14 protein-coding genes are annotated in these 16,316 nt (G+C 39.5%); 5 read left to right on the top strand and 9 right to left on the bottom strand.

Annotated elements, in window-relative coordinates; all coding sequences use genetic code 11:
* From NT010_15930 to NT010_15910, 5 genes are all read right to left on the bottom strand, one after another.
* On the bottom strand, positions 1-134 hold a 134-nt coding region (locus NT010_15930; protein MCX5807529.1), incomplete at its 3' end, for a hydrogenase iron-sulfur subunit.
* Between the two features lie 37 nt (positions 135-171).
* Positions 172-3,249: a CoB--CoM heterodisulfide reductase iron-sulfur subunit A family protein gene (locus tag NT010_15925; GenBank protein MCX5807528.1), complete on the bottom strand. Its 3,078-nt coding sequence runs from the start codon at positions 3,247-3,249 to the stop codon at positions 172-174.
* A 58-nt stretch (positions 3,250-3,307) separates the two neighbouring features.
* Positions 3,308-4,456 (bottom strand): (Fe-S)-binding protein, encoded by a 1,149-nt coding sequence (locus NT010_15920; GenBank protein ID MCX5807527.1) that lies wholly within the window; start codon positions 4,454-4,456, stop codon positions 3,308-3,310.
* 92 nt (positions 4,457-4,548) lie between these two features.
* On the bottom strand, positions 4,549-4,800 hold the full coding sequence (locus NT010_15915; protein ID MCX5807526.1) for a hypothetical protein: 252 nt from the start codon (positions 4,798-4,800) through the stop codon (positions 4,549-4,551).
* Between the two features lie 748 nt (positions 4,801-5,548).
* Entirely contained in the window at positions 5,549-6,340 is a 792-nt protein-coding gene (locus NT010_15910; GenBank protein MCX5807525.1) for a LamG domain-containing protein, read from the bottom strand.
* A 358-nt stretch (positions 6,341-6,698) separates the two neighbouring features.
* On the opposite strand from NT010_15910, the gene NT010_15905 reads away from it, so the two are divergent.
* Entirely contained in the window at positions 6,699-6,902 is a 204-nt protein-coding gene (locus tag NT010_15905; GenBank protein MCX5807524.1) for an isocitrate/isopropylmalate family dehydrogenase, read from the top strand.
* Between the two features lie 180 nt (positions 6,903-7,082).
* On the opposite strand, the gene NT010_15900 is transcribed toward NT010_15905, so the two are convergent.
* Entirely contained in the window at positions 7,083-7,895 is an 813-nt protein-coding gene (locus NT010_15900; GenBank protein ID MCX5807523.1) for an alpha/beta hydrolase, read from the bottom strand.
* A gap of 358 nt (positions 7,896-8,253) precedes the next feature.
* Here NT010_15900 and NT010_15895 point away from each other — a divergent pair, with 358 nt between their 5' ends.
* The 3 genes from NT010_15895 (at position 8,254) to fmt (ending at position 11,157) form a co-directional block, all read left to right on the top strand.
* On the top strand, positions 8,254-9,489 hold the full coding sequence (locus NT010_15895; GenBank protein MCX5807522.1) for a Tm-1-like ATP-binding domain-containing protein: 1,236 nt from the start codon (positions 8,254-8,256) through the stop codon (positions 9,487-9,489).
* 250 nt (positions 9,490-9,739) lie between these two features.
* Positions 9,740-10,240: a peptide deformylase gene (def, locus tag NT010_15890; GenBank protein ID MCX5807521.1), complete on the top strand. Its 501-nt coding sequence runs from the start codon at positions 9,740-9,742 to the stop codon at positions 10,238-10,240.
* Entirely contained in the window at positions 10,237-11,157 is a 921-nt protein-coding gene (gene fmt, locus NT010_15885) for a methionyl-tRNA formyltransferase (protein MCX5807520.1), read from the top strand. The genes def and fmt overlap by 4 nt, the downstream gene beginning before the upstream one ends.
* Before the next feature lie 179 nt (positions 11,158-11,336).
* Here the strand turns inward: fmt and NT010_15880 are convergent, their stop codons facing one another.
* Positions 11,337-12,266, bottom strand: coding sequence for a terpene cyclase/mutase family protein (locus NT010_15880; protein MCX5807519.1), 930 nt, complete (start codon positions 12,264-12,266; stop codon positions 11,337-11,339).
* 148 nt (positions 12,267-12,414) lie between these two features.
* Between NT010_15880 and NT010_15875 the strand changes: the two genes are divergently transcribed.
* Positions 12,415-13,842, top strand: a complete 1,428-nt coding sequence (locus tag NT010_15875; protein MCX5807518.1) for a transglycosylase SLT domain-containing protein — start codon at positions 12,415-12,417, stop codon at positions 13,840-13,842.
* Positions 13,843-13,971: 129 nt separating this feature from the next.
* Here the strand turns inward: NT010_15875 and NT010_15870 are convergent, their stop codons facing one another.
* Together NT010_15870 and NT010_15865 are read right to left on the bottom strand one after the other, a co-directional pair.
* Entirely contained in the window at positions 13,972-14,424 is a 453-nt protein-coding gene (locus NT010_15870) for a GNAT family N-acetyltransferase (protein ID MCX5807517.1), read from the bottom strand.
* A gap of 109 nt (positions 14,425-14,533) precedes the next feature.
* The gene (locus NT010_15865; protein MCX5807516.1) at positions 14,534-16,180 is read right to left on the bottom strand and encodes a glycosyltransferase family 39 protein; all 1,647 of its coding nucleotides are present in this window, start codon (positions 16,178-16,180) and stop codon (positions 14,534-14,536) included.
* Positions 16,181-16,316 lie beyond the last annotated feature (136 nt).

Raw genomic sequence — 16,316 nt, 5'->3', positions numbered from 1 at the left:
CCGCTGCACATAAGACGCACAACCCTTACATTCGGTGCATACTGAAGCCGGGATGTACCGGCCAGATCAGCTCCTGCATAGGAGCACCAGTTACAGAGGAAGAGGACTATTTTTGGCTCAAATTTGTTCATCAGTCACCTCGTCTTACTTACGTCAGTAATACTATATTCATTACGCAGCAAAGGCTGCCCTTATTTCTGCCAGTATCTGATCCATGGTAAAGTGTTTTCCATTCATTGCACCGCTCGGACAAGCCGCTACACAGGTGCCACATCCTTTGCAGAGTGCCTGATTAACAACGGAAACCCGTTTCTCTTCGTCTTTTTTTACTGCACCATAGGGGCAGGCCATTTCGCAAACCCGACAACCGCTGCATAGTTCTTCCCTTACCTCTGCAACAGCAGCCTGTCCTTCAATGCTTGTACGGGTCAGCACGGCAAGTGCCTTAGAAGCAGCAGCCTGGGCCTGAGCAATACTCTCATCTATAAATTTAGGGCTGTGGGCAGTGCCGCACATAAAGATACCGTCTGTTGAGAAATCTACAGGCCGCAGTTTCATGTGGGCTTCAAGGAAGAAGCCGTCTTCATTAAGGGGGACTTTGAGCATCTGGGAAAGAGGCTTGTTGCCGGCAGGCGGCACTGAAGCAGAAGCCAGGCAGACCAGATCGGCATCAATTTCGAGTCTCTGTCCGAGAATCGGTTCTGTGGCGGTTAATCTCAGGAATGACTTTCCGTTTTCTGTAATAGAATGTATATCAGGGGGATCTTCCGGCTGGTATCGGATGAAAATGACGCCCTGGTCAGAAGCTTCCTTATAGTAATCTTCCTTAAAACCATACGTTCTCATATCTCTGTACAGCACATAGACATCCATTTCCGGTTTGAGTTTCTTAAGCTGGAGTGCGTTCTTTACCGAGTGGGAACAGCAGACACGACTGCAATATTGTCTCTCGTCATTCCTTGATCCCACGCACTGGATAAAGACCGCACTATCGCATTCTTTCACCCGATCGCTGTCTTTTTCTATTTTTTCGTCAAGTTCAAGAAGAGTCATGACCCGGTCATCTTCGCCATAAAGATATTCATTGGGCTTCAGTTCTTCAGCACCTGCTGCAACTATTGTTATACCATGTTCAACTTCTTTGAGGGCTTCTCCATTACCTATCCTAATCCCGGATATAAAGTTTCCCACATATCCTGAATATTCTACCAGTTCTGCATTTGTCGAGATTTCTATCAGATTGCTGGCATATACCTCATCGACAAGTTTTTTTATCATACTTTGTACATCCGCTCCTTCCAGTGTTACGGGGATTCTTTTTGATAAGCCGCCCAGTGACTCTGTTTTCTCGATAAGGTGGACCTTGATGCCCTGATTTGCCAAAGCGAGACTGCTTGTCATTCCCGCAATACCGCCTCCGATAACCAAAGCTTCGGGAGTAACGTTGTAAATTGCCCTATGCAGAGGTTGAAGCAGCAATGCTTTTGATGCTGCCATTCTGATAAGGTCTTTAGCTTTTTCCGTTGCAACTTCCTTTTCGTTCATGTGAACAAAGGAGCACTGTTCCCGGATATTGGCAAATTGGAAGAGGAATGGATTCAAGCCGGCTTCCCTCAACGCAGCCTGAAATACCGGTTCATGTGTTCTCGGAGTACAGGCAGCTACTACTACCCGGTTAAGCCCCTGCTTTCTGATTGTCTCAGCCATGTGGTTGACGGCGTCAACAGAGCAGGCAAAGGTTTCTTCTACTGAATGGCTCACGCCGGGAAGTCCCTTTGCGTATTCCACAACTTGTGGAACATCCACCACCTTTGCGATATTAGTGCCGCAGTCGCAGACGAATATGCCTACCCGTGGCGCTTCACCTGTGGTGTCGCGCTCCTCGGGATAAACTTTTTCTTCCATCAGGGTGCCGCGTTCCTCAAAGAGAAGCTGTGAAGCAAGAGATGCAGCTCCGCTTGCCATTGTAACGGCATCAGGAATATCCATGGGTGCGTGAAAAACACCGCATGAGTATATGCCGTCTCTTGAGGTTTCCATGGGTGAAAAAGCAGGGCTTTCGCAAAAACCGTGTTCATTGAGCCCTATGGAAAGTTTCTCGGCAAGTTCCTTGTTGCCTGCAGTTGAATTAAGTCCCACTGAGAGAACGACGAGATCGAATTCCTCATCTTTAACTTTGCTGCCGTTTACACGGTATCTGAGTGTAATATTTTTATTATCCTGGTTTTCGCCGACAATGGATGTTTTGGCCCATTGGTAGCGCACTCCGGGCATATTTTTAGCTCTTTCGTAGAACCGTTCAAAACCTTTGCCATAGGCCCGGATATCGTTGTGAAGCACCACTGCTTCAATTTCAGGGTGATGTTCTTTTGAAAGAATAACCTGTTTCGTGGCGTACATACAGCATACCGCGGAGCAGTATGTGCAGTTAGATGTTTCATCCCTTGAACCGACACATTGAATCCATGCTATCTTGTGCGGAGTCCTGTTGTCGGAGGGGCGAAGGATTTCGCCGCCATTAGGTCCTGAAGCGCTGATAATACGTTCAAACTCAAGACTGGTGACTACGTTCGAGAATCTATGGTATCCGTACTGACTCTGAGAATATGCATCGAATATTTCGTATCCCGGTGCCAGGATGACGCTTCCTACTTCAACGGTTGTCCTCTTCGGTTGCATCTTGAAATTTATTGCTTTACTTTTGCAGGTAGGCACACAGATCTGACATATCTTTCTCTGAAGAAAAAGACAGTGAGCGGCATCAACCATTGAAACCGCAGGTACTGCCTGGGGGAAGTGGACATGAATACATTTCTTCTTTGCAAGACCTTCGTTGTAAACATCGGGTACATAGATCGGGCAGTATTCGGCGCATGTGCCACACCCCGTACATTTTTCTTCATCAACATAACGGGGTTCCTCGTAGAGTTGGACCTGAAAATTTCCCGCCTCCCCTTCCAAGCTCTCAACATGCGTATTCGTAATGATCGTGATGTTGGGATTTGATGCGCATTCGATGAATTTGGGGGACAGGATACACATGGAACAATCATTGGTAGGGAATGTCTTATCCAGTTGTGCCATTTTACCGCCAATGGCAGGTCCCTTGTCGACAAGATATACCTTAAATCCTGCCGCAGCCGCGTCCAATGCAGCCTGTATGCCGCCGACGCCTGCACCAACAACCATGACAGCCCCGATCTTTCCTTGACTTACGGGAATCTCACTTACGCTAATCTCATTAGACATGTTAGACATAATCTCTCCTGTTCTAATCCTCTATCAGATAAAAAGGACTTTCCATGATCTATATTACTTCGTCAACTATCTCTGAAATATCCCGGATCTCCAGGACGTCTTCTTTGCCCAAGGTGAGGACACTGTCTTTGAAATTGAGAATACAATATGGACAGGCCGTTACAAGGACTTCAGCTCCCAATTCAACAGCCTGTTCCACAAGGGTGTCTGAAAAACGCTCTCCTTTTTTGGTTTCCATCCAGATTCTTCCACCGCCACCGCCGCAACAGAGGCTATTCTCTCTGGTGTTCATCTCGTCTACGAGGGTTAGTCCGGAGATGCTTTTAAGAACACTCCGCGGTTCATCATAAATACCGTTGTGACGCCCCAGGTAGCAAGGATCATGATAGACGACTTTTTTCGGAAAAGGTTTCTTAAATTTAAGCTGACCTTTGTCCAAGAGCCCGGACAGGTACTGGACAAAGTGAACTACGGTGAACTCACCGCCCATTGCTGGATATTCGTTCTTGAAGGTTCCATAACAATGTGGTGATGTAACGACTATCTCCTTGACTCCTGATTCATGAAACGCATTTATATTACTTGTTGCGAGTTTTTCAAAGACATCGAAGTTTCCCGCTTTTCGAACGCTCTCACCACAGCAGCTCTCTTTGGCCCCGAGGATACCGAACTTCGCACCTGTCTCCTTCAGCACCCTAGCAGTGGCCCGGGCAATGCTTCCCATCTTTGGATCGAATGCAGGAGTGCAGCATGAGAAATAGAGCGTCTCTATCTCCCCACCAACAGAAGGAATGGCAAGATCACGGGCCCAGTTTGCCCTTTCATCCCTTGCCCCGCTCCAGGGGTTACCTGCAGTTTTCAAACTCCCTATGGCGTTCTTTAAACTTGCCGGCACAGCGCGCGGGACGCTAATGGTGGTTATGTTACGGACAGCACGTATCACATCGGTGATAGCTACCCCTCGAGGGCAACGGCTGACGCACATATTGCATGTTGAGCAGAGCCACCAGTCTTCCTCACCAGGCTCCACAAGCCCGAACTTAGATTCGGTCATCTTCTTATGGGGCATGAAGGTCTTCACGTTGTTCCAGGGACAACTGGCGGTGCACAAGCCGCATTGAAAACATTTACGGAACATCTCTCCGCCGGCATCTCTTATCATTTCAATAGCCTCTTTAAATGGTGCTACTGTCTCCACTCTATCGCCTCCTTATTCATCGCTGCTTGATTCATTCTGCAAATATATGCTGATTCTATTTAATAAAAATAAGAGATACTGACAACAAAAGCTCATTCTTCAACAGTATCTCCTTCTACAACCATGATTTCTTCAACATCTGCGTTTATGTGCTCTATAACTTTGTTGGTTTTCATGTCGACTATGAGCCCTCCATAAGTGTTATTATAGGTTTCGCTCACAATAGTCTTTGCTTCTTCCTCAGAGACTTCCCTGGTTTCTCCCCCGCCGTAAAAATAACGAACTTTGATGGTTCGTTCCTTTAAAACATATTCCGGGGTTAGGTCCGGCACAAATGTTTTCATATGTCACCTTTATCTTTGAGGTAGCTGAATAATCCCCTTGTCCTGAAATCGCTACAATTGTTGTGATCTCTTTATCGCTGGACTTTAGAACAGGGTATTGTTCCAACACAGATACCTTACCGTCAGTAATGACAGTGTATGTCCCGCAGCAATCTGTAGAACAACTTTTATTTCTACCGGTCAGCATAAGAACTTCATGGATCACTTTAGATATATTTTTCCTGTGATTAGATATTGCCTTTTCTGTATTATTGTTGAGTATAAATATTATTTCCGGCATTCCCAAATCCTTTTAAAAAATCGTGTACATCGTTTTTCTGCATCTGTTTATTTCAATCAAGTGATAAATTCATGTGTTCATAAAAATCACTATATAGGCGAATTAGACTTTAAGCAAATCAAAATATTTTATGGACCTATTAATGCTCTTAATAGCAATGTCCTCATGCTATTTTGCATACATTTGCATGTTTTCGTTGCTTTCTCCTCGAACTCCTCGTGATAATATTAGCATGGTTAAATCTTACCTCTGCAGCGGTAAAGAGATAGTGTTGTTTTTACACGGTTCATGCGCAATTATCTAAAATGTTTTGTTGAAGTTAAGACTTCGTAGTTTTTGCCTTTGATGCAATGCTTTTTCATGTACTTAATAAAAAGGATATACAAGGCTGTAAGTGGTAATGATTTAAGTAGAATAACAAAAAAGGCAGAGCCGAATTGACTCTGCCTCAGTAATTCATCAATTGTTTTATTGCCACAGATATTTTCTCTTAAGTCCTACGAGCCCAAAGAGGCCGGGAACAAGGAGGAAGATAGCAGATGGAATGCGGACTACTGTGCCTGTATTGTATATGTTTGCAACTTGATTCACGGTGAGGGCACCATCATATATTTGTACATCATCGATAAGTCCGTTAAAATATCTTCCCAAGGTTCTGTGCCTGCCAAAATAGAGACTCGAATAGTTTGCCACGATTGGTCCATAATTTGTTGAATCCGAGTCGATCAATACATTGTCTATATATAAAGCCATTCCTTTATCACCTAAAATAGCAACAATGTGGTGCCATACGTCGTCCTTATAATTCCCACCTGTATTCATGCCTGGGAAGGTTGCGCCATTGCCATATACTGTATCAATTGTCCGGCTACTTCCACTATATTGGAAAACGTATCCGCCGTAATAGGGATTCGTTCCCTGACCATGCCCCTTGTCAAGTATATCTGCTGACTCGACCTGAGTTCCACGTGGTTTAAACCAGAGTGCAATTGAGATAGACTCAGGATTCAGGAGCGGGCTGTAGCCGATCTCAACAAAACTGTTGGACCCGTTAAAATCCAGGGCGTAATTCCCAACTTTGCCGTTTGTGTATATTGCGTTGGAGATAGTTCCATTCAAAGCGTTAGCAGATGAATCATAGGCGGTGGATCCAGAGCCTTCTTCAAAACCCCAATGTCCGATAAAAGTTGCAGCATTGGCCGTGAAAGAGACGCCAAATATTGCCACTATTGCCAAAACCGTTAATAATTTCTTCATCATCCCTCCCTATCTATCTCTAAATTACAAACAATGTATTATATAATAACTATTTGGCTTATAATCTCTATCATCACAGGTAGTTTGGCTTTGCCAAGTCAGTTAAACATTGTATAACTTGTAAATTTATTTGTATGTAGGATATTTTTGACAATGTATGTAGGTTAATTACGATAATTGCTGTAATACGTTAAAGTGGATCAATGCGCTTTTCAACATTTACTTGTGATGAATCTCGGAACATATAAGTGTACTTGCTTTCAAATCGAAATTCTTGGTCTTCTTATTCATGTAGGCTGTTTTTTTGTTGGCGGAACGGCAAGCTTTTGTTATAAGAAATTAGTCTGTATTTTATGGAAGATTGAAGCAAACTGCGGAAGAAGGGCTAACAAATATTGCGGCCATTATTGTAGGTGGCATGGGATTCGCAGGAAGTGCTAACATTAATCTTTCGAGGAAATTTCCTTCCATGTTGGAGCCGGTGCATGGCTCCATATCAGACATTGCCGGACAGGGTAAAGCAAACCCCATTGCAGCCTTTCTGAGTGCCGGCATGACGTTATAATTTTTAGGTGAAGCCGAAAACGCGTCGAAAATAAAAAAGGCAGTCCAGAACCACCTGTTGTACGGCAATGTTAGAACTCCGGATCGTGGCGGTAAAAATAAAACATTACAGATTGGAGATGATATTACAATATTGATTATAGGACTATATTTAATAATACATTATTTATTTTGCTTCAGTTCATGCCAAACATGTCATACCCGGATGGGTACCTAAGTCTTCGTCTTCTGTATCTCTCATAATAAAATCCAGTATAGTGCGGACATAGTCCTCAGGTCGTTCTTCATGGGTATCGTGGCCGCATTTCGGAAAAACTGCGAGTTCACTCTTTAATAGATGACGGTAAAAGGCAATGGACTGTTCCACGTCGAAATAGATACTGCGGTCAGGATAAATTATAAGGGTAGGGCAGGGAACAAGATGCAAGACAGGCCTAAGATCAAAATAATCTAAACCATAAGCGCCGCCAGCCTCGATGAATAGATTGTAATTTATCTCAGCGGCTTTCCCGTGATTCTTAATTGTTTTGGCCTGGAGATTAGGTTCCAGTTGTGCAAATTGTTTTTTAAACTTTGTAACAACGAATTCAGTCATAGGTACTTTGCTGTAGCACTGAGTACCGGCAATAGTCAGGGTTTTTATCTCCTGTGGATATTTTATTGCATAGTCGATGCCGATAACACCCGCTTCACATTGTCCTACTAAATGACATTCCGTAATGGCGAGCTTTTCTTTCAGTATTCTCAGTTCTTCCACGCTTTCTAACCGGTATCGGCTGCTTTTAAAAAATTCAGGAAAATCATTGCCCCTCTCTGATCGGCCATAACCCCGGCGGTCAAACAAGACCACCCGGTATCCTTGGGCAACAAAGCGCGGATACACAAAATCCCAGATTCTGGTGGATCCGAAGCCATGGTGCATAAGGATAATAACTTCACCTTCACCATGCACTTCATAATAGATGCGAATATTGTTTATTTTTTCAAATGGCATTGGAAGAGAAGTACTTTAGATATATCATTTTTTAACCTTTCTATCTCAACATCTTGACAGCAAAATTAGCTACTTTATATAAATAACTATAATAGGCGAAATTGATTGAAATCAATTCAATTTATTTTATGAATCCATTAATGCCCTTAATAGATAGCACATTGTACTATGCAGAAAAACTATTCGGACCAGTATGTCTCACAACGAATGTGATACAATAACTTAAGTCCATTCAGTTTATTGATATAAAAAACCCTAATAGGTCCATAAAATAAATTGAATTGATTTCAAGTACTCCACTTTTATATAGTTGCACAAGCAGAACAATTGAGAAGAAAAAATAGCAAAGGGGTATACAGTGAAAAAAATTGTCATTCTCGGGACATTAGATACAAAGGGTCCACAGATAAAGCATCTTAAAGAGCAGATTGAAGCACGGGGACAGGAGGCAGTAATACTGGATTTGAGTATGGGCGGTGAACCCCCATTTAAAGCTGATATTACCCCTTCCGAAATACTATCCTGCTCAGGTCCGAATTCAGGTTCAGATGTTCCGGCCTTTCTGAAAGAAAAGGGTATTGCTGAATTAAAGAAAGTTATGGCTATCGGGGCAGGGAATAAAGTCATGGAGCTTTTATCGAAAGGAGATATTGACGGGATTGTCGCATTAGGCGGGTTAAGCATGGCAATGCTTGCAGCATCGGTTATGCAAAAACTTCCCTTCGGGATTCCCAAAGTAATCGGCACAACTGCAGCAATGGTTGCCTATGTGAAAGACCTTTTCGGTGCATCCGACATTACACTTATGCAACTCATTGTGGAAGTCGGCAGCATTAATGATCTGTCCATGCATGCTATAGAACAGGCGGCAGGAGCAATCTCAGGAATGGTCGATATAGGCAGAAACTATACTACATTAAAATTACCTCCTAATTCAGTTGCTATTACGGAGCTGAATTTTACGCCTAAGTGTGCCAGATGGGTAGAAGAGCTTTTGGAAAAGAAGGGTTACAATGTTTTTTCCTTTCATGCCCAGGGCACAAGCGACAGGGTAATGGACAATTTTATAGAAAATGGATTTTTTGATGGTGTTATAGATATTGTTCCTGCAGGTCTTGTAGAAGAGTATTTTGGTGGAACAAGAGCAGCAGGTATGCAAAGACTTGATGCGCCTATTGAGAGGGGCATTCCTATGGTACTTACCCCATGCTGCCTGAACCTGACAGGATGCGGTCCCACCCGAAAAAATCATGAAATGTATGCCTCGCGGCCGACCTTCAAACTCGATGAATTAAGATCGTATGTGCGCTTTACCCCGGATGAGCTAAAAATTGCAGCAAAACTTTATGCAGATAAACTCAACAAAGCAAAAGGTCCCGTAAAGTTTATTTTCCCTATGAAAGGCTGGTCCAACATTGATAAAGAAGGCACTATCCTTTATAACCCTCAGGAAGACAAGATATTTTTAGATGAACTAAAAAAACTTCTTACAGCAAAGATTGATATAGAAGAAATCGACTGCTGCCTGGAAGATGAAGAGTTTGCTGTGAAGCTGGTGGATAGTCTTGACAGTATGTTGACAAGTAACAAATAATAGCAGGGCAAAACAAGTCTGTTGACGGATAAAATGTCAACAGACTTTTCTATTAATTTTCCGGGAAATTATTCAATAAAGTCATTAGGCTTTACTATCATGACGGAGCCACTTGTTATCTCGTAAAACCTTTGAATGCACAAAAACTGGTAACATAGTTTAAAGGAATAGGGATGCTTCCCGTAGATGGGCAGACTTCCGGCCTTAAATGTAATATTGACTCCAGATCAGATTTGATTTAAAAATATGTATGCCATTTCTTGAAATAATAACATACCCCGATCCTATTCTCAGAAAAATTGCCGAACCTGTAAAAGATGTAACAGATGAGATAATAAAGCTTTCAGAGAATATGGTGGAGAGGATGTATCTTGCCCGTGGTGCGGGTCTTGCAGCAAATCAGGTAGGGATCTCTTTGAGGATCATTGTCCTCGACATGCAATTAAAAAAAGATAACAAGCCCATTGTTGTTATAAATCCTTCAATAGTTTACAAAGATCCTGAAGAGATTTCCGAGGAAGAAGGGTGCTTAAGTGTTCCAAAATATTATGATTACATAAAAAGGTCAAAAAGTATTTCAGCAAAGGGGATGACATTATCAGGCAATTCCTTTGAAATGGATTGCGAAGGACATCTTGCAAGAGCATTCCAGCACGAAGTTGATCATCTAAATGGTATTGTTTTTACAGATTATTTAAGTCCGGTTAAAAAACATCTTTTTAAGAAACATTATTTAAAGAACGAAAGATGAACATAATTTTTTTCGGTTCTTCAAGTTTTTCAGTACCTTCTTTGAAATCGATATCGCCATACGTTTCACTTGTAATAACAAAAAAAGGAAAGCCAAAAGGCAGAGGCTATACGCTTGATGATAATGAGGTTAAAAAAGCAGCCATTGCGTTGGAACTCCCGATTATGGAAATAGAATCATTTAAAGATGAAGCTGCAATAGAGCTTCAAAGGCTCAAGCCGGAGTTATTTGTAGTGGTTTCATTCGGTCTTATCTTCCCGAAATGGGTTCTCGATTTGCCTGCTGTTGGCTCAATAAATGTTCATCCATCTTTACTGCCAAAACATAGAGGACCATCTCCCATGCAGTGGGCCATTTTAAACGGAGATGAAATAACAGGTATTACAATAATGAAAATGGTTGAGAAAATGGATGCGGGCAATATAATTTATCAGGAACATGCAAGAATAGATCATGATGCTAATATGATAACCCTTTCAAAAAAGCTTTCCGAAAGGTCTGCCAAAATACTTCCCGAAATTATTGATTATATAAATGAAAAAGGCTTAGTTGAAGGCACTGAACAGAAGATCGAAGAAGCAACATATACACCAATAATCAAGAAAGAAATGGGTAAGATAAATTGGGATAAAAAGGCAATTGAAATTGTTAGGCAGATAAAGGCTTTTGCACTGTGGCCGACAGCATATACAACCCTGGATAATGTATTGTTAAAAATATTTGATGGGGAAATAAATGCAGTAAATAGGAAAGAAATGCCTGGTATGATATTGGGGAAGAATAAAGAAGGAATTTTAGTGTCAACAGTAGATGGATCTATCCTTATTAAAGAAATACAGTTAGAGAACAGGAAAAAAATGAATGCATACGAATTTGCAAATGGCTATAAAGGTTTAATAGGGAAAATATTGCAATAACATGAATAATAATATTTTACTTTTTCTGAAATTTCCTGACTTTTTTATGCCTGCCAAATTTTCTGTTTATTTAGCAAATCCATCCCGGTAATTCAATTATATGCATCTTGTTGCCGGTTCTATAGTTTCTTCTCTACGAATTCAGAACCGGCAACCTCAAGCTTAAACTTTGAGTTTAATTATTTTCCTTCCGATAACGCCCATGCAACAAAGGCGGTAGTCTGAGTATTTTTCTTCGGTGTCTTATTAAACTGAACAGGTGAGTTACTTATATAGGCGCCATCAGCTTGCTGTACCTTTGCAAGATAATCAGAAGCCTTTTGTATAGTATCTTTTTTGTCTTGTAAACCTCTTAATGCCATGATCGCATATGCGGTAGCCTCAGGGTCTTCCGGTGCAGGCGGAACAGGGGAAAAACCTCCTGAAGGCTTCTGGGTTTTTAATAAATAATTGACAGCATTCTGGATAGATGGTGCTGACGGTGTCGTCCCGAATGCAAGTAAAGCCTTTATAGTCCAGGCAGTGCTTGGAGATAATGATGGTGCTCCTTTTGGCATTCCATAACCACCATCGGCATTCTGGCAACTTATCAACCAGCCGATAGCCTGTTTAACCATAGGATCGTTCTCATTGTATCCCGCTTCCTTTAGCGCACACAACACAACAGCCGTATAAATCGTAAGCGGAGCGCCTTCTTTTCCTATCCTTTTAAACCCTCCGTTTGTATCTTGAACTGCCCTTAAATACTCTGCACCTTTTCTTATTGCTTCATCACCTTTGTTTACCTGCTTCAATGCAAGGATTGTAAAGGCAGTATGTGCTGTGTTGTTGTTCCAACTTCCATCCGGCTTCTGGTCTTTAAGGATAAAATTTACACCTTTTTCGACTTTGTCCGGCGCAACCTTGTTCATGGCAAGAACTTTCACAGCCCAGCTTGTGGGCTCTGTCTCGAAGGGAAACTCACCCTTCAGTCTTGACCATGCACCGCTTTCATCCTGGACAGACACAATATGAGCTATAGATTTATTCAGTGTATCCTGTGAATCGGAAAATGCAACTATTGGTATTAAGAAAATTGATAGTAAAACAAAAAAAAATAATTTTTTCATAGCCCCCTGCCTCCTTGTTCCTTTTTTTACATTTATAACATCATTAAAATTATCATGCAATATTTAATCTTTTTTGTTGACATATATAAACTATAACATTTATTATCATTATGAGAAATGGTACGTTTCTTGCTACATTAAGGAGAAGATGAGAAGATTTTCAATATTATGCACCATTAGCTTAATACTTCTTGCTGGATGTTCTACGACAGGGAGAAATATTGTATATAACCCGCTCTTTGATAATGATAACAACGCCTTAACAGAAAATAATACTGAAGTTGTTAGGAAGGAAAGTGTTAACCCAGGCAAAAAAATAACACAAAATGTTGATGATGAAGAAGATATAGTATCACTTTTAGGAGAAGACTATTATAAGAATTTTGACATTCCTATAGTATTTAATGATGCAGTTAAATATTTTATACAATATTTTACAACGGAAAAAAGAAAGGTATTCAGCAATTGGTTAAAAAGATCAAGGTTTTACATCCCAATCATTAAGGAGATATTGAATGAGGAGGGGCTGCCTGAAGATCTTGTTTACCTTGCAATGATTGAAAGCGGCTTTAATCCGAAGGCATATTCACCCGCTAATGCATCTGGACCGTGGCAGTTTATATATACAACAGGCGGAAGATATGGGCTAAGGTCAAATTATTGGATAGACGAAAGGCGGGACCCGGAAAAATCAACAATTGCGGCAACAAAATATCTAAGGGATTTATTTAATCAGTTCGGGTGCTGGTATCTTGCTGCAGCAGGATATAATGCAGGTGAAGGAAGGGTAGGGCGGGCAATCGAGAGACACAATACCAATAATTTCTGGGAGCTTGTTAAATACAACACACTCCCAAAAGAAACAAGAGAATACATACCTAAACTCATTGCTGCAGCAATTATTGCAAAGGAACCTGAAAAATTCGGCTTTGGGAGCATTACATATGATCAGCCGATTAAATTCATGGAAGTAAAAGTGCCTGCAGGATCCCCTCTAATTACCATTGCGAAAGCAGCTTCTATCGATATTAGTGTTTTAAAATCGATAAACCCGGAAATATTGAGAGGTATAACTCCGCCAGATATCCATAATTACTCTGTAAAGCTGCCATATTCTGTTGATAAAAGTACTTTTGATAATAATTTACAAGCAGCTATGGAAAATGAGAAAAAAATAAAAGGCATATCTCCCTATAAGGCAAGGAAAGGTGACACGATAATAAAAATTGCAAAAAAATACAGGATAACTCCCGTTGAGATTTTTTTAGTGAATGGAACTGGTGATGAAATAAAAGTAAAACCAGGCATGATTGTCAATATACCTCGCTTTGCTACTCAACTGATAAAAGAGGCTGACTCACGGAAAGTTGGAAAGAATAAAAAATTTGCAAAACTTGACACAAAAGATGTATCAAAAAAACCGGATGCTAATAGCTCAGAAAAGAAAGAAAACTCAAAAACAATATGTCATATAGTCAAGAAAGGTGAAACTCTTGCTGCCATATCAAACAAATATGGTATGGATATCGCAAGCATAAAGTCAGCAAACAACATGTCATATAGTCAAGAAAGGTGAAACTCTTGCTGCCATATCAAACAAATATGGTATGGATATCGCAAGCATAAAGTCAGCAAACAACATGAAAACTAATAAAGTTTATCCGAATATGAAGTTAAAAATTCTTATTGGTGAAGTATAAGGTTATTATACGTTAAGAACAAGATTGATCATGTCGCCTCTTGAAAAACCCATAGCGTGAAAAAACTGTAGCAAATCCCAGTCATTCCAATTGACAAGAGTATAAATTGTATCGACTTTATAATTTTTAAGATTTGTTATTAAAGCATTTGCCAGAACTTTGGCAATACCTCTATTTTGATAATCAGGATCAATGCCTATTGTGTCAATCCATCCAATATTATTTGGAACTTTAAATTCCCAGCCACTTACCTCTCCAAGAATAAATCCCACGACTTTTCCATCTATTTCAGAAACAAGGGATGCGTCAGGTGGTCTTGTTGCCGCTTCTTTGACAATTTTTGTAACCCAGTAATCCCGTCTAGTTTCTCCAAGAACTTTCGTATCTATATCAACTATGTAATCTAAATCTCCAGTTGTTAGTTGTCTAACAGTAAGTTTATCAAAAAAATTACTCATTGTCTCTCCAGCTTGTTATTTTATTAACATATCAATAAATTCTTGTCAAGAATAGCAACCATCTTTGTGAATTTTGTAACTTAAATAATTAATATCCTAGTAAATGGGATTAATATTTATTTGTAATTAAGCACCTTTCATTATGGCAATTAATTATCAATATTTTATCTGGTATTTTTTCTTTTAATCGGTTCAGTCTTTTTTCTTTTAAAATACAAAATATTTTTTTATCGGTTTTATATAGATTTATGAAAGTATCCTCATCAATAAAATATTTTTTTGCATCATTATATTTAGATCCCATTTCCAATTCGCCCTTATAAGAAGCAATAATAATTCTTTTTTTTGTATAAAAAGGGAGTGTTTGGTCGTATGAAGCATAATTGATTATATAATCATAATTATCTTTTTTTTCGTTAATTGAGTTAGCTATTGTTTTAGTAGTATTCAGCATGTCTATTGTATTGAGATGTAACAGTAATGCAAATACAAATAAAAAAGAAAATATGAATAAAGTATAAAACATGAAGGAAAATCTGTTGAACTTGCGAAAACAAAATAAACATGCAGGTATGATTGAAATAACCAAAACTGCAATGAGAAAACCTTTCAAACCATTAAGGATAATGATTGCTTCCGATGATATTTCTTTTACCCACTCATTTAATGTTCCGCTTATCCCAAGCATCGAAGCTACTGCAAAAAGAAGAAAAACAATTATATATGAAAAGGCTTCAATACTTTTTTTGTCAGGCTGATGCCATTGTTCATAGAATAAGTAGCCTATTAAAATTGATAATGAAGGAAAAATGGGAAGAATATAGGGAGGTAATTTTGATTTTGAGATACTGAAAAAAATAAAAACCACACAACTCCAGATGATAAGTAATCTTAATTCGCTTTTATTCCATAATTGCATGATGCTGCGCGGTATAAATAGAGACCACGGGAACATACCACCGAACAACACAGGGAAAAAGTAAAAAATAGAACCTGTTCTTTTGTGTTTTGAGGTTAAGAACCGCAATATGTGCTGGTCTATAACAAAGAAATAGAAGAACTCTTTTTCTTTTAAAGAAATTGTTAAAAACCATGGGAATACAATAAGGCAATAAATAGCCGCGCCCTTTGCCAATTTTAGTTTTTTTAAAAAAGATATCTTTCTTTCCGTTAATAGGAAAATAATAATTGTTACTGCAACAAGCATAATAGGAACAAAACCCTTTGCAAGTGTTGCCATTCCTAAAACAGCATAGAAAGAGTAAATAAAAAAAGATTTATTTTCCCTGTAGTATCCGTAGAAAAAAAGAATAGAGAGAAACAGCCACATACTGAAAAACATGTCAATAGTTGCAACTCTTGACATCGAAAAAAAACCAAAAGATGACATAAGAATAATTGAAGATATAAAAGCGGTTTCACTGTTGATCCACCTTCTAATAAATATATAAAGTGCAGTTACACACAAGAACGCAGAAAAAGCATTTGGAAATCTGAAGGCCCACTCATTTATGCCGAAACACTTGAAAGAAGCTGCAACAGCCCAATAAAATAAAGGTGGTTTTTCAAAATACCTTACATAATTCAAATGTGGTACCAAGTAATCATTCAATTCGATCATTTCTCTTGGAATTTCAGCATACCTTCCTTCATCAGGTTCTTTTAATGAATAATCACCAATGCCATGAAACAAAAAAATATATGCCAGTAAAATCAGGACAATTATGTGTTTTATATTTGGAGTTTCTTTTTTCATAGAATTTTATTTACACTTTTATTTATGTAATATGCAAAAACCATATCGGTTTCACAAATATTTTCTTTAAGCACCATTTTTATTGAAGTCAAAATATAATAACAGTTTTTAATCAACTACTTTTGAGTTTTTTACA

This window comes from Pseudomonadota bacterium (assembly GCA_026388275.1).
GTDB lineage: Bacteria > Desulfobacterota > Syntrophorhabdia > Syntrophorhabdales > Syntrophorhabdaceae > JAPLKB01.
This window is presented reverse-complemented; position numbering and strand designations above follow the sequence as displayed.